Origin of the sequence: Streptomyces albus subsp. chlorinus, from assembly GCF_013302895.1 — a bacterium.
Taxonomy (GTDB): Bacteria; Actinomycetota; Actinomycetes; order Streptomycetales; family Streptomycetaceae; genus Streptomyces; species Streptomyces chlorinus.
Genome location: NZ_VJOK01000001.1, coordinates 6,943,788 through 6,959,792, shown reverse-complemented (window position 1 = coordinate 6,959,792; position 16,005 = coordinate 6,943,788). Strand labels below are relative to the sequence as shown.

Annotated in this window: 16 protein-coding genes and 1 pseudogene; 10 read left to right on the top strand and 7 right to left on the bottom strand. The window is 73.7% G+C overall.

What is annotated here, in order from left to right; translation table 11 throughout:
• Positions 1-84: 84 nt before the first annotated feature.
• Both FM076_RS30180 and FM076_RS30175 read right to left on the bottom strand, forming a co-directional pair.
• Entirely contained in the window at positions 85-465 is a 381-nt protein-coding gene (locus FM076_RS30180; RefSeq protein ID WP_243274681.1) for a DUF2267 domain-containing protein, read from the bottom strand.
• Positions 466-905: 440 nt separating this feature from the next.
• A complete protein-coding gene (locus FM076_RS30175) occupies positions 906-1,340 on the bottom strand; it encodes an Hsp20/alpha crystallin family protein (RefSeq protein WP_173874004.1) in 435 nt (144 codons plus the stop codon).
• Positions 1,341-1,480: 140 nt separating this feature from the next.
• On the opposite strand from FM076_RS30175, the gene FM076_RS30170 reads away from it, so the two are divergent.
• Positions 1,481-2,161 carry a type III effector protein gene (locus FM076_RS30170; protein WP_173874003.1) on the top strand — a complete coding sequence of 227 codons (681 nt, stop codon included), beginning with the start codon at positions 1,481-1,483 and terminating at the stop codon, positions 2,159-2,161.
• A 191-nt stretch (positions 2,162-2,352) separates the two neighbouring features.
• Here FM076_RS30170 and FM076_RS30165 read toward each other — a convergent pair whose 3' ends face one another.
• Entirely contained in the window at positions 2,353-2,541 is a 189-nt protein-coding gene (locus tag FM076_RS30165) for a hypothetical protein (RefSeq protein WP_173874002.1), read from the bottom strand.
• Between the two features lie 190 nt (positions 2,542-2,731).
• Positions 2,732-4,246: a hypothetical protein gene (locus FM076_RS30160; protein WP_345945333.1), complete on the bottom strand. Its 1,515-nt coding sequence runs from the start codon at positions 4,244-4,246 to the stop codon at positions 2,732-2,734.
• 690 nt (positions 4,247-4,936) lie between these two features.
• Between FM076_RS30160 and FM076_RS34375 the strand changes: the two genes are divergently transcribed.
• From FM076_RS34375 to FM076_RS30140, 4 genes are all read left to right on the top strand, one after another.
• Positions 4,937-5,356 (top strand): hypothetical protein, encoded by a 420-nt coding sequence (locus FM076_RS34375; RefSeq protein WP_345945332.1) that lies wholly within the window; start codon positions 4,937-4,939, stop codon positions 5,354-5,356.
• A gap of 106 nt (positions 5,357-5,462) precedes the next feature.
• Entirely contained in the window at positions 5,463-6,134 is a 672-nt protein-coding gene (locus tag FM076_RS30150) for a DUF5134 domain-containing protein (protein ID WP_173874001.1), read from the top strand.
• 196 nt (positions 6,135-6,330) lie between these two features.
• Positions 6,331-7,269 carry a M56 family metallopeptidase gene (locus FM076_RS30145; RefSeq protein WP_173874000.1) on the top strand — a complete coding sequence of 313 codons (939 nt, stop codon included), beginning with the start codon at positions 6,331-6,333 and terminating at the stop codon, positions 7,267-7,269.
• A gap of 68 nt (positions 7,270-7,337) precedes the next feature.
• The gene (locus tag FM076_RS30140) at positions 7,338-8,036 is read left to right on the top strand and encodes a phosphatase PAP2 family protein (protein ID WP_173873999.1); all 699 of its coding nucleotides are present in this window, start codon (positions 7,338-7,340) and stop codon (positions 8,034-8,036) included.
• Between the two features lie 160 nt (positions 8,037-8,196).
• Here FM076_RS30140 and FM076_RS30135 read toward each other — a convergent pair whose 3' ends face one another.
• Entirely contained in the window at positions 8,197-9,003 is an 807-nt protein-coding gene (locus FM076_RS30135) for an SAM-dependent methyltransferase (RefSeq protein ID WP_173873998.1), read from the bottom strand.
• A gap of 318 nt (positions 9,004-9,321) precedes the next feature.
• Between FM076_RS30135 and FM076_RS30130 the strand changes: the two genes are divergently transcribed.
• Positions 9,322-10,041 carry a TetR/AcrR family transcriptional regulator gene (locus FM076_RS30130; protein ID WP_173873997.1) on the top strand — a complete coding sequence of 240 codons (720 nt, stop codon included), beginning with the start codon at positions 9,322-9,324 and terminating at the stop codon, positions 10,039-10,041.
• Here FM076_RS30130 and FM076_RS30125 read toward each other — a convergent pair.
• Entirely contained in the window at positions 10,032-11,519 is a 1,488-nt protein-coding gene (locus FM076_RS30125; RefSeq protein WP_173873996.1) for a hypothetical protein, read from the bottom strand. The genes FM076_RS30130 and FM076_RS30125 overlap by 10 nt on opposite strands.
• A 291-nt stretch (positions 11,520-11,810) precedes the next feature.
• Here FM076_RS30125 and FM076_RS30120 point away from each other — a divergent pair, with 291 nt between their 5' ends.
• A complete protein-coding gene (locus FM076_RS30120) occupies positions 11,811-12,512 on the top strand; it encodes a DUF305 domain-containing protein (RefSeq protein ID WP_173875108.1) in 702 nt (233 codons plus the stop codon).
• Between the two features lie 174 nt (positions 12,513-12,686).
• On the opposite strand, the gene FM076_RS30115 is transcribed toward FM076_RS30120, so the two are convergent.
• Positions 12,687-13,388 (bottom strand): DUF6214 family protein, encoded by a 702-nt coding sequence (locus FM076_RS30115; protein WP_345945331.1) that lies wholly within the window; start codon positions 13,386-13,388, stop codon positions 12,687-12,689.
• A gap of 233 nt (positions 13,389-13,621) precedes the next feature.
• Between FM076_RS30115 and FM076_RS30110 the strand changes: the two genes are divergently transcribed.
• The 3 genes and pseudogenes from FM076_RS30110 to FM076_RS30100 all read left to right on the top strand — a co-directional run.
• Complete coding sequence (locus tag FM076_RS30110; protein ID WP_173873995.1) at positions 13,622-14,731, top strand: WD40/YVTN/BNR-like repeat-containing protein; 1,110 nt, start codon at positions 13,622-13,624, stop codon at positions 14,729-14,731.
• 67 nt (positions 14,732-14,798) lie between these two features.
• Positions 14,799-15,476, top strand: a complete 678-nt coding sequence (locus tag FM076_RS30105) for a uracil-DNA glycosylase (protein ID WP_173873994.1) — start codon at positions 14,799-14,801, stop codon at positions 15,474-15,476.
• Positions 15,473-16,005, top strand: a pseudogene (locus FM076_RS30100) (ATPase); the annotation flags it as partial. The gene FM076_RS30105 and the pseudogene FM076_RS30100, both read left to right, overlap by 4 nt.

Below are 16,005 nucleotides of genomic sequence, written 5' to 3'. Positions count from 1 at the left end.
GGGGACGCCGCGCCGCGTGTCCACGTCTGCGGCGTTCCGACGGACGTGCGGGCGCGCCGGTGGGCGCGCCCGCATCGTGGCGTCTCAAGCGGCCTGCGTCAGCTCCGCGCGGCCGAACAGCAGGGCGTAGCCGGGGGGGAGCTGGGCCAGGACGCGGTCCAGCAGGTCCTTGCCGGCGAGGCGGCCGACGAGACCGAGCACGGTGCCCACGTCCCAGCGGGTCGTGGCCGGGGTGCCGCCGGTCCGGGTGGCGAGGTCCTTCACGAACTCCCACCCGGTGAGCTGCGCGCTCTCGGGGATCTGGGCCGTGAAGGTGCGCGCGGCCTCAGTCGGGAGGACGGCGGCCAGATCGACGCGTTCGTCACCGGAGAGCCGTCGGCCGAGGGCGGCGAGCACCGCGTGTATGACGGCCTCGGCCCGTTCGCGGGTGGGGTAGGCGCCGTCGTACCTGACTCGTTCCGTCATCTGCTGGAACGTCATACCACCCTGGCGAGCCTCGTGCAGAGGCTGCGTCTGTGTCAGCGACACGTTGTCCCTCTCCGGTTGTGGTTCTCGGACGGTTCTGTGGCTCCCGCGGGCCGGGGGTGACCCGGACAGCGGGTGGTGGCCCCCGGTGGAAGCCTTGACCGCGGGCGGCGACGCCGCCTCACCCGCGCTTCCCCAGGGGAGCGACGGGCGGCGCTCGCGTGCCGCGCGGTGCCGTGTGCCACGCGGTCTGCCGGGTGGCACACGGTCCCAGGTGGTGGCGTCCCGCGCGGATCCGCTCGTCGTTGAGCGGTCCGGCCGCCCGGAGCGGCCGGTGCCCTCCGCGCGGAGGGGTCCGGCGGGGGCGCCCTCCGCCGCCCGCTGCCTCGTGCCGGGCTCGGCTTCCGCCCGGCTGCTGCCCGGTTGTTCGCGCCCCGGGCTCAGCTGCTGAGCTGCTTGCGCTCGGTGCCCGCACCAACGGTGATCTTGCGTGGCTTGGCACGCTCGACGACCGGGATGCGGACGGTCAGCACGCCCGCCTCGTAGTCGGCGCGGATGTTCTCCGTGTCCAGGGTGTCGGCCAGCATGACCTGGCGGGAGAAGACGCCCAGCGGCCGTTCGGCGAGTTCCATGCGGACCTCGTCGTCCGCCGCGACCGGGCGGCGCTCGGCCCTGACCGTGAGCATGTTCCGCTCGACGTTGATGTCGATCGCCTCGGGGGAGACGCCCGGCAGGTCGAGGGCCAGCACGTAGTCGTCGCCGTCGCGGTAGGCGTCCATGGGCATCGCGGACGGGTTGGACCAGGTGCCGCTCGTCCCCATGAAGCGCTGGGTGAGGCGGTCGAGCTCACGGAAGGGGTCGGTGCGCATCAACATGACAAAACACCTCCGATGCGTCTGGGGCAGGATCTGCGTCTGCCAATGCGCTTCACCTTGTCTTCCTTGTAGCATGTCATCGGAACGATGACAAGCTCGGTTGTCGCCTGATGGACGACGTCGCGAAGGGAGGACCCCTCGTGCCCACATCCGACGAACGCCCCGGTCCGGCCGCACGGCCCGCCACGGCTCCCGCCTCCTTTCTCGCCGCCTCGACCGCGCTGAGCACGATCGAGGAAGCGGTACGCACCGCGCAGAGCACGGCGGGCGAGCAACCACCGCCCGGCACGGCGGGCCCCAGCTGCGACCAGGCCCTGGCCGCGCTGCTGCTGCTGCGCCAGGTGCGTGACGAACTCGCGGGCTGGGAGACCCCCCTGATCGAGGCCGCCCGCGCGGCCGGGGCGAGCTGGTCCGACCTGGCCAGCCCGCTCGGCGTCGCCAGCCGCCAGGCAGCCGAGCGCCGCTACCTGCGCGGACGCCCCGGCGACCCCGGCACCACCGGGGAACAGCGCGTCCAGGCCACCCGGAACCAGCGGGCCGCCGACCGCTCCGTGGCCGCCTGGGCCCGGGACAACGCCTCCGATCTGCGGCAGCTCGCGGGACAGATCACCGCCCTGCCCGACCTGCCCACCGAGCCGCGCACCCTGCTCACCAGCGCGCTCGCGGACAACGACGCGGCCCGGCTGGTGGGCCCGCTGATAAGCGCGCAGAAACACCTGGCGGGCGACCACCCCCAACTGGCCGCCCGCGTCGGCACGCTGGCCTCCCACACCGGCCGGCTCCGCCAGGACAGCGACGGCACCCGCCGCCCCACCACCTGATCCGGCTGATCCGGGCGGGCACCGCCCACCCGGCGGACACCGGCCGGCGGGCGCGGCCCGCCCCGGAACACGCGGCCCGCCCCGGCACACGCGGCGCGCGGCGGTCTCCGCCGCCCGGCGCCCATCCGGGATCCCGGTCACCGCGCGGATACGGGCCCGCGGCCTGTGAAGGGTCAGCGGCCTGTGAAGGGTCAGCGGCCGAGGCCCAGAAGGCCGCCGAGCACCGTGTCCAGGGTCTTGCTCGCGAACTGCAGGCCCGCCTGCTCCCGCGGGGTCAGCTTCGTCGGCTGCCCTCCGGGGGTGTCCGCGGCCGCGGCGGGAGCGGCGAGGGCGGTGACCGCGAACAGTGCTGCCAGGGTGAGGGCCGGTCGACGGAACATGCGCACTCCTGAAGTACGAGGGAACCAGTGCGCCCGCCATCGTCGGCGGCATACCGCGCGGCACGGGGGGCGGCTGGCCGGTGGCTGGTGCGATCGGACGAGCCGGCGCCACTCGTGCGGCTGTCCTCCCGTCCTTCCCCCGGGCGGCCGGCCGCCCCGTGCCCACGGGGTGCCGGGACCCTTGGCCGTCCTACTGTTCGACGCCGCCGAGCAGGCGCTCCGCGCGCTCCTCCACGAGCCGCACCGCGCCGGGCTGGCGCCCCGGCACACGGCGGCGGAGCACCACGAGTTCCGGCGCCAGCTCCCGGGCGGTCTCCTCGTCGGTCAGGCGCGCCCACTGGTGGTGGGCCCGGTCGACCGCGCCTTCCACCTCCGGTCCGTCCTCCGCCTCACCGCGTTCGAGACGGCCCCGGGCGACCCACATCCACAGTTCGCAGCTGCGGGCCGGGTCGCCGGCCAGCCGGGCGAGGTCGGCGCGGACCTCCACCCAGTGGAGCACCCCGTCGGAACCGGGACCCTCGGTGCGCTCGGCCGCGCTCTCCCACGCCGCGGCGATCGCCTCGGCCTCGTCGTGCCGTCCCGCCCGTGCCGCCGCGATGATCGCCTCGTGGGGGTCCTCCGTCGCCCGCCCGCCCTGGTCATCCGCGCCGCCCTCGGGGCGGTTCGGGGCTCCACCGGACGGGACGGGAGCCGGCTGAGGGTCGGGGGCGGGGCGCGGGGACGGTTCCGGGGCGGGCGCGGACGCGGAGGCCGGGGCGGGCACGGAGGCCGTGGCGGCGGACGGCGCGGGCGCGTCGGTGGGGGCCGGGGCCGAACCGTTCGCGGGCTGGGGCTGAGGAGGAGCGGGCTGGGGATGGCCGTTGCCGGGTGCCCACGGGGGGAGGTCGGCCGCGGGCCGGTGGTCGCGGCCATCCTGCGGAACGGTCTCCTGCCAGGGCGCGTGACCGTTCCGGGGGTGCGCGGTGTACGGCTGCGGCTGCGGGCCGGAGGGCGCGGAGAGGGCCGAGGCGAGGAAGACCGCACCCTCCGCCGCACCGGAAGCGGCCGCGGCGCGCTCGTGCAACTCGGCGAAGGGCATCCTGCCCCCGGCACGCCACAGGCGTACGCACTCCAGGAGGTACGCGGGCTCCACAGGCGCGGAACCGCCCCGCAGCCGCCGCCACTTCGGCCCGCGGTCCTGGCGTACCACTCGTCCGAACACCCCGACCCCGGGAGCGTCGGGCAGCCCGCCCGCCCTGACCGCTTCCCAGGCACCGGCCTCCGCCGCCATGTCCAGCAGGACGGTCGTGGTGCCGGCCGCCCGTATGGCCAGCTCCCCTATCAGCCACTCCCAGGGCAGCCCGCTGTAGCGGACCGCCGCCGAGCCCTGGCCGGGGGCGCCCAGGCCGATGTGGAGTCCGCCCTTGCGGGGGTCCTTGCGCAGTTCCCCGACGAGCAGCACAAGGAGCCGGCCGGAGACCCCCGCCACCAGCCGGACGCGCGCCAGCACCATCTGCGGGTCCACCGGGCCGACCAGTTCGACGACTCCCACGCCGCCGTGGGCCGGCCCATCGCCGTCACCAGAAGCGCCTGCCAGCACCCCGCTCCACGACACCCCGCCCAGGCCGGCCACGACCACGCCGACGTCCATCATGCCCCCGCCGACGCCTGCCACCACCAGCACACCGTCGCCCGCGGCCTCGGGGCCCACACCCGGTACTGACACCAAAACCCCCCACACACCAAAAACAACAGAACACGGACAGTTCTCAGCCCACGGCTCCGGCAGGCGGTGGGCCCCGGCCGTTGCCGGCAGGGACCTCCAACCGTCCGGCGGCGGACTCCAATTCAACACGACCGCGTCCCGGTCGGCGATCCGGACGGTCCCCTCGTCCGGCACGCGTGTCACCTGCGGGGACGATTCGGACGCCGAGTCGGTTCGCCACTCCGTCGGGTGAAATTCACCGCAACGCATCCTCGCGCTTCCCTCTCGGTCGCTTTGGTGAGGGCTCGCGGCGGGCGATCACACAGCAGCGCTGCCCGATCAGAAAAACTCTCTCGCCGCAATGGTTCGATCATCGATGAAAAGAATTGTCGCTCTTTTCCGCCCTGGCATTCGAATCGCCAGTCTGCGCCACCCCGGCTGCTGCCGCGTGCAATTGCCGATGAATTTGCACGCGTCAGACGCACGTAGCGTTCCGCCCACCCGGACCTGTAGCTTCCGGAAGCAGGGGGACCGCGACGGAGGGGATGGGAGGGGAAGAGAACGTTGAGCGTTCCGATGCCCTTGCCGTGCGAGGAACACTGCTCCGCGGAAACCGCGAACGGGGTAGGAGTGAACGGGGTAGAGACAAACGGGGTAGCAGCGAATGGCGAAGCCGCGAACGGGGAACGCGCCCGGCGGCGGAACGGACCGGTGCGCGAGGGAAGTCCTCCGGAGCGCGCCTCCGAGGTGCCGGTGGAGTTCGCCGCGTTCTGCGCGCTGTACCAGGGCCGGTATCTGCAGTACGCGCACAGCCGCCTGGCCGATCCGCAGACGGCCGCCGTCGCGGTACGGCTCGCCTTCACCGAACTGGCCGAGCAGTGGGAGCAGGCGTTGCGCAGCCCGCACACCAACGCCTACGCCTGGCAACTGCTCAACCGGCACATCCGCGTCCACGCGGGCGCGACGGCGAAGGACGGTGCGGAGGATGTGGCCCGGACCGGGGAGAGCCAGGCGGACCCGTCACTGCTGCCCGAGCACACGAACGGGACCCGCATCCTCCACCAGGACCTGGGCATGCCGTTCGTGGAGGCCACCGAGTTGATGGGACACACCACGCCCCGGCCGAGGTAGACCTGCACGCGGGTCCCGCGCGCTCGGGGGTGCTCCCCCGTTGCGCCCGTGCGCTCCCGTGTGCCAGGACCGTTGGGGCAACCCTCCCTCAGTGAGGGGGTGGACGATGCACGGCTCTGCCACGGTCGGATGGCTCCTGGTGGCGCTCTGCGCGGTCGCGGGCGCCTCGTGCGTGCTGCGGGCACGCGGCGCGGGGCCCGGTGGACGTGCTCAGGCGCGGGGCGAGGCGGTGATGGGGTTCGGCATGGCCGCCATGGCGGTGCCCGCCCTGTGGGATGCCGGACCGGTCCCGCCTGTGGTGCCCGCATGGGGATTCGCCGGGGTTTTTGGGACGCTGCTGGCCCGGGAGCTGCTCATGGCCGCCCGGAAGCAGCGGGGCGGAGCCCGGCGCGGGCACGCGCACCATGTGGTCGGCGCGGCGGCGATGCTCTACATGGCGCTCACCATGGCCGCCGGCCCCTCCGGCCCCTCCGGCGCCGCCGCGCCGCACCACGCGGGAGCCGGCGGCATACCGGTCGTGACGGCAGCGCTGCTGGGCTATTTCGCCGGGTACGTGCTGTGGTCCGGTGCGCGGCTGATGCCGTCGGCGGCCGGTGTCGCGACGGCCGGAGCCGACCGGACGGCCGCGGGAGACGACGTGCGGCTACGGGGAGACGACCAAGGGCCAGGACCGGTGGCGGCACCAGCGGGGACGGGCCTGGTGCAGCAGGCCGGGGTGGCCGCGGGATGCAGACTCACCATGGCGACGGGCATGTTCGCCATGCTCCTGACGCTGTGAGACCGGCGTCGCCCCCTCTTCGGGACGGGGCCCCCGGTGAGCCTCTCCGGGACCGCCGAGAGCCGCCTCCCTGCGACGGACGCTTCTGGCGTACGGGGTCCGCACCGTGACGTGAACACAGGGGCAGGGTGAGGCGCGTCACTTCTTCGCCCGGTGCCGTATCACTGTCTCGTAACGGCCTCATAGGCTGACCGGTATGACGGTCCCGCTCGCGCTGATGGCGCTCGCCCTGCTCGCCGCGGGTCTCGCGCCGCGTGTGCTGTCCCGCTGCTCCTGGCCCGACCGGGAACCCGTGCTCGCCCTGTGGGTGTGGCAGTGCGTCGTCGGAGCGGTGCTGCTGTGCTGTCTGCTGGCGATGGCCCTCTCGGGCGCGGCCGCCTTCGCCGCGGTGCGCACACACGTCTTCGCCGGAGCGCCCGACGGTGTCGTGCGGGCGTACACCTCGGGCACGTACGGGCCCTGGGCGGGGGCGCTGTGCGTCCTGCTGGCCTGCGGGGGCGCGTGGACCGGCGCGATGCTGCTGAGGGAGATCAGGGACGCGCGGGCCAGGCGTCGCAAGCGCCGCGCCGAACTGCGGGAGCGGGCGCCCCGGCTGCCGGGCGAGGCCGCGGCGTCGGGCGACCGCCTGGTCGTGCTGGAGGACGAGCGGCCCGACGCCTGGTGGCTGCCGGGCACCCCACCGCAACTGGTCATCACCACATCCGCCCTGCGGCGTCTGAAGGGGCGCCAGTTGGACGCCGTGGTGGAACACGAGCAGGGGCACGCGCGGGCCCGCCACGACTGGCTGCTGCACTGCTCCTCGGCCCTGGCGGCCGGCTTCTCGCGGGTCCCCGTCTTCGCCTCCTTCCGCGACCAGGTGCACCGCCTGGTGGAACTGGCGGCCGACGACGTCGCCTCCCGCCGGTACGGCCGGCTGACCATCGCCCTGGCCCTGGTCGAGCTGAACGAGGAACGGGGCGTCTTCGGGCCCTGCCCGACACCGGTGGCGATGGTGCCCCAGCGGGTGCACCGGCTGCTCGCACCCGCCCCCCGGCTGTCGGTCAGCCGCAGGCTCCGTATGACGGCCGTGGCCTCGCTGGTCCCGGTGGTGCCGGTGCTCGTGGCCTTCGCCCCCGGCCTCTCGGCGCTGCGATAGGCGCGCCGGAACGCCCGGACACGCCCGGGGCTTGTGCCCTCCCCCGTGCGGCGGGTGATGATCGGCGCATGGCTGCTCCGACCCCGCAGAAGCCCCCTGGAAGGCGGCAGGCCGTGACGGCTGCCGCACTGGGGGCGGCCGCCGTCCTGCTGATCGCCGCGGCCCTGGTGCCCTGGCCACCGCTGGCCGCCCTCGACCGGAGTGTGGCCACCGGGCTCCACACGGCCGCTCTGGACCAGCCGGGGATCACCCATGCCAACCGGATCCTGACCGACTGGGTGTGGGACCCGTGGACCTTCCGGCTGCTGCTGGCGGTGGTGGTCGTCCGGCTGCTGTGGCGCGGGGAACGGCCGGTGGCCTGGTGGGCGGCGGGCACCGCGCTGGTCGGGTCGGCCGTGCAGCAGGGGCTGAAGGCGGCGCTGGACCGGGAGCGGCCGAAATGGCGGCAGCCGGTCGACTCGGCGGAGTACGCGGCGATGCCGTCGGGGCACGCGATGACGGCCGCGCTGGTGTGCGTGGTGCTGCTGTGGCTGTGGCGTGAGCGGGCAGCCGTGGCCGGGGACGTCTGGTGGCGCTCGGCGGTGGCCGCCGCGTGCGTGTTCGTGGCCGGAGTGGCCTTCACCCGCGTCTGGTTGGGCGTGCACTGGCTGACGGACACGGTGGTGGGCGCGCTGCTCGGTACGGCGCTGGGACTGGCCTCGGCGGCGGCGTGGGCGGCTCTGCGGGCCGGGGAGGGCCTCTCCGCCCCTCCGGTCCGGGACAGGTGACCGACGGCGCCGGAAGCCGCCCTCAGGGCCTCGGAGGACTGGGCCCGGGCCTGACCTGACGACAGCGGGAGACCCGGCTCACGGGTCCCGGGACGGCCTCCTGGAACGGGACCCGTGGCGGGAGGGACCCACGGGGTGTGTGTGACGGGGCGTGGGAAGCTCAGGGTTTGCGGGCCACGGCCCCCACGTTGTCCACCTCGTCGGGCTCGCCGAACGGGAGGGCTTCGGGGCGCCAGCGGGTGACGGAGACCAGGCCCGGCTCCAGCAGTTCCAGTCCGTCGAAGAAGCGCAGGATCTGTTCGCGGGACCGGTTGACGCGGGGATTGTCGCTGGTCCGGTTCCACTGGCGCACCATCGCGCGGACGGCCTCGGGGTTGACGATCTCGGCGGAGTCGCTGAACACCAGGTGGCTGCCTGGGGGAAGGGCGTCCATGAGCCGCCGCACGATGCCGTAGGCGCTGTCGTCGGTGATGTGGGCGACGACTCCCAGCAGCATCAGAGCGACGGGCCGGCGCAGGTCGAGGGTGCCTGCCGCGCCGCGCAGGATGGCGTCCGGGTCGCGCAGGTCCGCGTCGATGTAGTGGGTGACGCCCTCGGGCGTGCTCGTCAGCAGGGCGCGCGCGTGGGTGAGGACGAGCGGGTCGTGGTCGACGTAGACGATCCGCGCCTCGGGGGCGATGCGCTGGGCGACCTCATGGGTGTTGTCGACCGTGGGGAGTCCCGTTCCGACGTCCAGGAACTGACGGATGCCGGCCTCGCCGGCGAGGTACCGGACGGCGCGGCACAGGAAGGCGCGCTGCGCGCGGGCGGTGGTCACGATGCCGGGGTTGCTCCGGGCGATCTCGTCGCCCACCTCCCGGTCCACCTCGTAGTGGTCCTTGCCGCCCAGCCAGTAGTTCCAGATCCGGGCCGAGTGCGGCACCGTCTCGTCGATCTCCCTGGGGTCCGGTCGCGGAGTGTCGGTCATCGCTCGCTCTGCCCTCCTCGCGGGCCGCGCGGCCCGCCGCGCACGCACGATCTGCCGGGACGCGCGCCAACATACCCCTGAAGGGGCGTGCGAGAGTTCCGTTGGGAGCGGGAAGTTGCCCGCCACCGGGGGCTTGTCCGGGTGCCGCGAGTCGGGGTGCCACCGCTCGGCCGCCGCGCCTGCTCGAAGCCGATACCGGGGCGATCCCCCGCGTCGCCCCGGTATCGGCCGCTGTACCGGGCCTGTGCGCCATGGAGCACGGAACCCGAAGTCGTGCTGAGTATATTGGCTGCCAGCCAGTCAACGCAGGAGTACAGCATGTCCCCTCGGAGCGCATCGGTCAATGAGGAGTTGCGCCGACGCTCGCGCGAGCGCCTGCTGCAAGCGACGGTCGAACTGGTCGCAGAACGCGGCTACGAGGCGACGACGCTGGGGGCCATCGCCGACAAGGCGGGCTCCGCACGGGGGTTGATCTCCTACTACTTCCCCGGGAAGCGCCAGCTGTTCCAGTCGGCCGTGCACCGCCTGATGCACCTCACCCTCGCCGAGGCGCTGGGGCGCGGCCCGCTGCCGGAGGGGCCGGGCAGCGGGAAGGAGATGCTGGCCCGCGCCATCGACGCCGTGCTGGGCCTGGCGCGCGACCACCCCGTGCTGATGCGCGCGCACATGGCGGGCATCCTCCAGCAGGAGGGGTTCGTCCAGTGCGACGAGCAGCAGCGGCTGGCGGGCCTGCTGCGCAAGACCGTGGCCGGATACGGCTCCCCCGACCCGGACCGCGACTATCCGCTGCTGCGGGCGAACCTGATGGGGGCCGTGGTCGCCGCCCTGCTGCCCGGCGCTCCGATGCCGCTGGAACGGCTGCGGGGTGAACTGTTCGCGCGGTACGGCCTGGAGTGGGAGCAGGGGGTGCCGCCGGAGGAGGCCGCGCGACGAGTGGGTGGTGCGTCGTCCGTGGCGCTCATCCGGCGGCTGGGCGGAGCCGGGCCGTGCGGCGGACAGCTCCCCCGCGGACCGCACGGCCCTCCTCGTCAGCGGTAGTCGGGCTGGGTCTGGACGTTCAGTTCACGCATGCGCACCTTCTTGGCGCCATCGGTGCGCCGGTCGTCGATCCGCAGCACGTCGAAGCCCTTGGCCATGTCGTTCGAGTAGATGTGGCCGTTGTAGTAGTACGCGGACCACGAGCCCCCCGTCAGCAGGGAGGTGGTGGACAGCGGGCCCCGCTCGAAGTACCCGATCTCCCGGGGCCTGTCCGAGTCGGTGAAGTCCCACACGGAGACGCCGCCCTGGTACCACGCCTGGACCATGATGTCGCGGCCCTTGACGGGGATCAGCGAGCCGTTGTGGGCGACGCAGTTCTCCGTCTCCGCCTGGTGGCGCGGGATCTTGAAGTACGAGCGGAAGACCAGTGCGCGCCTCTCGCCGCTGCCCTTGATGTCGTAGATGCCGTCGGCGCCCTTCTGGTCACCGGTCTCGGCGTTGCAGGTGGGGGCTCCCCCACCGCCGAGTTCGTCGGTGAAGACAACCTTCTTGCCGTTCCGGCTGAAGGTCGCCGAGTGCCAGAAGGCGAAGTTCTCGGTGTCCTCGACCCGGTCGATGACACGTGGCTTCTCGGGGTTGCGGATGTCCATCAGTATGCCGTCGCCCATGCAGGCACCCGCGGCCAGCTTCAGCCTCGGGTAGGAGGTGATGTCGTGGCACCCGGTGGTCTCCACGGCCCGGGGCTTGTCCGGGTCACCGGGGAAGCCGCCGTCGGGGAAGAGCACGGGGAAGTCGATGACCTCGGCCTTCCGCGGCTGCGCGCGGGGCACCTTGACGATGGAGATGCCGTCGTGCGGAGGTCGGCAGTCGGGGAAGGAGGCGTCCGGCGCGTAGGAGGAGACGTAGATGTAGACGTTCTTCCGCTCCGGCACCAGGGTGTGGGTGTGCGAACCGCAGGAGGTCTCCACAGCGGCCACGTACTGGGGGTTCCGCTTGTCGCTGATGTCGAAGACCTTCATGCCCTCCCAGGAGTCCTTCCGGGTGGCGGGCGCCGTGGTACTGGCGCAGGAGTCGTCACTGCGCGAGCTGTCCGTCGAAAGGAACAGCAGGTTCCCGGAGACCGACACGTCGTTCTGGGAGCCGGGGCACAGCACCTGGCTGACGACCTTCGGGGAGGCCGGCTCGCTCACGTCGTAGACGGTGAATCCGTCGTAGTTCCCTGCGAAGGCGTACCTGCCCTGGAACGCCAGGTCCGAATTCGTACCGCGCAGCGCGCCCTTGGGCAGGCTCGCCAGGTGCTTGATGTTGTCGCTGTGCACGATCTCGTCCTGGCCGGGGATGTCTCCCTGACGGATCGCCTTCTCGGTCAGCGCGCGGTCCCGTTCGGTCACCTTCCGCGGCGTGCGGGGCGTGTCCCCGGGATCGGGTGTCGCCGCTGCCGGCCCCGCGGCCAGCAGCGCGGCCAGCAGGCCGAGCACCACCGCCGCGACGGCACCCGGCCGTCCGGCACGCCGGGTGGGTCTGTGGTTCGAGGTCACTGCTACCTCCCTTGGCTCCGCCCGCCTCCCTGCGCGGTGGGGCGGTCGCGGACGGGGGAAGTATGACCCGCAGCATGTACATATCAACAGAGGGCGATGAGGCCGTACTCGGCCGTCTTTACGCCCGGCGCGGCACCCCTCACCCTCAAGACAGCACCCTGTTCCCACGAGCCCGCACACCGTCGTCTTTCGCCCGTCCGCACTCCGGAGGACCGCGTGCCCGACCGTCACAGAGCCCGTATCCGTCGCGCCCCGGCGGCAGCCGCCGCCCTCGCTCTCGCCGTGGCTCTCATGGCACTGCCCGCGCTCACCGGGTGCAGCGGTGAGGGGGAGCCGAAGGCCGACGAGGGACCGCCCGTCGTCGCCCCGGGGAAACCGGGCGAGGACGCACGGACGCTCTCCCCGAAGCAGGCGAGGGAGAAGGCCGGAGGCGACACCGAACCGAACGCGGCCGACTTCTCCTACGCCACCATGATGATCGAACACCATCAGCAGGCCGTGGTGATGACGAAGCTGGCCCCGGACCGTGCCGCCAGCGGTGCCGTACGCAAACTCGCCTCCCGGATAGGCGCCGGGCAGGGGCCGGAGATCAAGGCGATGCGCGGATGGCTCGAACAGAACCGCAAGGAGAAGCCCGCCTCCTCCTCACCGGCGGACGGCCACCACGGGGACGACGGGGGCGACGGGGGCGACGGGGACGAGAAGAGCGAGGGACAGGCGGGACATGGGGGTCACGCGGAGCACCAAGGCCGCGCCGGGCACGGCACGATGCCCGGCATGGCCACGAAGGCCCAGCTGGCGCAGTTGCGCAAGGCCGACGGCAAGGCCTTCGACCAGCTCTTCCTCACGCTGATGACCACCCATCACAAGGGCGCCGTCACCATGGCCGTCCAGGTCCTCGAGGACGGGAACGACGTACGCATCGAGGAGATGGCGACCGACGTCATGGCACAGCAGCGGGCAGAGATCAGGCGCATGCGGAAACTGCGCTGAACCGCGCGGGGCGAGGCCGGAAGGAGCCGAGGGCGCGGCACGGGGAGACCGTCGTCGGAGGCTGGAGCGACGGGGGTCGGAACGGCGGGGGCCGGCGCAACGGGGGTCGGAGCAGCAGGGGCGGCCGCCAACGGGGCGGCGGTCAGCAGAGGAGGCAGCCGGCGCAGGCGGCTGTCAGCGGCGTGCGTGGCGCGGGGACAGCAGCCCCGCGTCGCGCGCCTGCGCGATGAGGCGCAGCGACTTGCGGCGGCTGTGCCCGGTGAGCCGCATGACGGCCAGCACCGGGTCCTCTCCGCTCCGCCGCGCCGCCGTGTAGGTGTCGGCCACCACTGTGCGCGCCGCCCGGCCGCGCGGTCCCGGCGGTCGTCCCCGTCCGCGTACGGGCGCCGGCGGCGGGGCCGGGGGCAGCACGCACGCTCCCGTGGTCCGGGTGGTGGGGGCCGTCTGGGGCGGCTGGATGGCGGCCGGGCACGCGTCCGTCAGCGGATCGCCCAGCAAGGGCGCGAGGACCGAGAGGCCCCGCGCCGTCAGAGGCGGCTCGGCCCGCACCTCCTCGACCCGGACCCGGTCGCCGACGACGGCCGCCAGGACCTCGACCTGACTGCCGTCCGGCAGTGCGAGCCCCGCGGCGAACCAAGGGGCGTGGTCGCTGCTCTCGTGCGGCACGGGGCCCGCGCCGGTGCCGTAGCCCCGCAGCTCCCAGACGGGGCACTGCGGCTGCGGCGGCGCGGCGTCCGGCAGTGGCTCCCGCGCCGTCGCCGCCTCCGGTGGCCGGGAACCCGGCTCGTGGCAGGGCTCCGAGAGCTCTCCGGCACAGCCCGGAGCAAAGGGGTGGGAATCCGGTGAGGAGTGGCCATAAGGGGGTCTGTCCGACACGTCGCGGCACCGTAGCGGCGACCGCCCCGGCGGTCCGCGCGGCGCGCGCGGGACCTCGCGGGGCACCCCGATCGACGGAGGCGACAGCGGGCCGAACGGCGCACCGGTGCCCCCGTCCGGGCGGCGGTTCCCGGCGCTCGGCCCCGCGTCGCCGCAGGCCGGGCCGGATTGTCAGTGGTCGGGTGCAGACTTCTCCCCACCTAGGACAACGACGTCTCGAAGGCGGTGCCGCCATGGCGGATGTACTGCTCGCGGTAGGTACACGGAAGGGCCTGTTCCTCGGCCGGCGGAAGGCCGGAGGGCGGGCTGCGGGCGGCTGGGAGTTCACCGGACCGCACTTCAACGCGCAGGCGGTCTACTCGTTCTGCGTCGACCGGCGCGGCCAGGGCGCGCCCAGGCTGCTGGTAGGCGGGGACAGCGCCCACTGGGGCCCCTCCGTCTTCCACTCCGACGACCTGGGCAGGACGTGGGTGGAGCCCGCCGCACCACCGGTCAGGTATCCGGAGGACACGGGAAGCTCGCTGGAGCGGGTGTGGCAGCTCCAGCCGGGCGGCGCGGACGAACCGGGGGTGGTGTACGCGGGGACCGAGCCCGGCGGACTGTTCCGTTCCGAGGACGGCGGGGAGTCCTTCGAGCTGGTCCGCGCCCTGTGGGAGCACCCCACCCGCCAGCAGTGGGAGCCGGGCGGCGGCGGGCTGGGGCTGCACACGATCCTGGTTGACCCGCGCGACTCGCGGCGGGTGACGGTGGCCGTCTCGGCCGGCGGCGCGTACCGCACGGCGGACGGCGGTGCGAGCTGGGAGCCGTGCAACCGGGGCGTGTCCGCGGTGTTCCTGCCGGAGAGCCGGCGCTACCCCGAGTTCGGGCAGTGTGTGCACAAGATCGCCCGCGACGCGGAGAACCCCGACCGGTTCTACCTCCAGAACCACTGGGGTGTCTTCCGCAGCGACGACGACGCCACGAGCTGGCGGTCGATCGGTGACAGCCTCCCGTCGGACTTCGGCTTCCCGGTGGCCGCCCACCCGCACCGCGGCGGGGTCGCCTACCTCTTCCCGCTCAACGCGGACAGCGACCGGGTACCGGCCGGACACCGGTGCCGCGTCCACCGTACGCAGGACGCGGGTGGCAGCTGGGAGCCCTTGGGGGACGGGCTCCCGGAGCGGGCGCACTACGGGCCGGTGCTGCGGGACGCGCTGTGCACGGACGACGCGGACCCGGCCGGCGTTTACTTCGGCAACCGCAACGGCGAGGTGTACGCCAGCGCGGACGAGGGCGAGAGCTGGCACCAGTTGGCGTCGCACCTTCCGGACGTACTGTGCGTGCGGGCGGCGGTGATCGACTGAGGCGGAGCGGCGCGGGCCGCAGGAGGGCGGACGGGCCGGGGCCGCTGAGCCAGTAGAGTGACCGCTCGTGGCTGCACGACCGTTGAACGAGATTGTCGAACCAGGCTGGGCGAAGGCGCTGGAGCCGGTCGCCGAACGCATCGCCGCGATGGGGGACTTCCTCCGCGCGGAGATCGCGGCGGGGAGAACCTACCTCCCCTCGGGGGCCAATGTCCTCAGAGCGTTCCAGCAGCCCTTCGACGAGGTGCGTGTCCTCATCGTGGGACAGGACCCCTATCCGACCCCCGGACACGCGGTCGGCCTGTCGTTCTCCGTGGCCCCCCACGTGCGTCCGCTGCCGGGCAGCCTGGAGAACATCTTCCGGGAGATGCAGGACGACCTGGGCCTCCCCCGGCCCTCGAACGGCGACCTGACGCCCTGGACCCAGCAGGGGGTGCTGCTGCTCAACAGGGCGCTGACAACGGCACCGCGCAGGCCCGCGGCGCACCGCGGCAAGGGCTGGGAGGAGGTCACCGAACAGGCGATCCGCGCGCTGGTGGCCCGGGAGCGGCCGCTGGTCTCGGTGCTGTGGGGCCGCGACGCGCGCAATCTGAAGCCGCTGCTGGGGAACCTGCCCTCGGTGGAGTCCGCACACCCGTCGCCGATGTCGGCCGACCGGGGCTTCTTCGGCTCCCGCCCGTTCAGCCGCGTCAACCAGTTGCTGGCCCAGCAGGGGGCCGAGCCGGTGGACTGGCGCCTGCCGTGAGCACGGGGGCGGGCGGCGGCGAGGGGGCGTGGGTGCTCGGCGTCGACTCCGGCGGCTCCGGGCTGCGCGTCGCGCTGGCGCGGTGGCGTCCGGGCGAGGAGGGCCCGCCCCGGCCGGTGGGCACCGCCTCCTGCCCCGAGCCCGTCCGCACCGGACCGGCCGGCATCGACGCCGCGCACATGGCGGGCCAGTTGGTGCCGGCGGTACGCGGCCTGCTCGCCGGGGCATCCGGCGGGCCGGGCGAGGCACGGATCGCCGCGGCGTGCGTGGGTGCCGCGGGCATGGCGACGCTCGGGGACGGGCTGCGCGCCGAGCTGCCGGGCGTGCTGGCCGGGGAGTTCGGGGTGCGCCGAGTGGCGCTCGCGGCCGACGCGGTCACGGCGTACGCGGGGGCGCTCGGTGAGCGTCCGGGCGCTGTCGTCGCCGCCGGCACCGGGATGATCGCGATGGGCACGGACCTGGTCTCCTGGCGGCGCGCCGACGGCTGGGGGCATCTGCTGGGCGACTGCGGCAGTGGCGCGTGGATCGG

Coding starts and splice junctions, on each gene's coding strand:
- FM076_RS30150 (WP_173874001.1), top strand. CDS start 5,463: ATGCACGGCTCTGCCACGGTCGGATGGCTCCTGGTGGCGCTCTGCGCG.
- FM076_RS30110 (WP_173873995.1), top strand. CDS start 13,622: ATGGCGGATGTACTGCTCGCGGTAGGTACACGGAAGGGCCTGTTCCTC.
- FM076_RS30175 (WP_173874004.1), bottom strand. CDS start 1,340: ATGTTGATGCGCACCGACCCCTTCCGTGAGCTCGACCGCCTCACCCAG.
- FM076_RS30135 (WP_173873998.1), bottom strand. CDS start 9,003: ATGACCGACACTCCGCGACCGGACCCCAGGGAGATCGACGAGACGGTG.
- FM076_RS30180 (WP_243274681.1), bottom strand. CDS start 465: ATGACGGAACGAGTCAGGTACGACGGCGCCTACCCCACCCGCGAACGG.
- FM076_RS30165 (WP_173874002.1), bottom strand. CDS start 2,541: ATGTTCCGTCGACCGGCCCTCACCCTGGCAGCACTGTTCGCGGTCACC.
- FM076_RS30145 (WP_173874000.1), top strand. CDS start 6,331: ATGACGGTCCCGCTCGCGCTGATGGCGCTCGCCCTGCTCGCCGCGGGT.
- FM076_RS30130 (WP_173873997.1), top strand. CDS start 9,322: ATGTCCCCTCGGAGCGCATCGGTCAATGAGGAGTTGCGCCGACGCTCG.
- FM076_RS30140 (WP_173873999.1), top strand. CDS start 7,338: ATGGCTGCTCCGACCCCGCAGAAGCCCCCTGGAAGGCGGCAGGCCGTG.
- FM076_RS30120 (WP_173875108.1), top strand. CDS start 11,811: ATGGCACTGCCCGCGCTCACCGGGTGCAGCGGTGAGGGGGAGCCGAAG.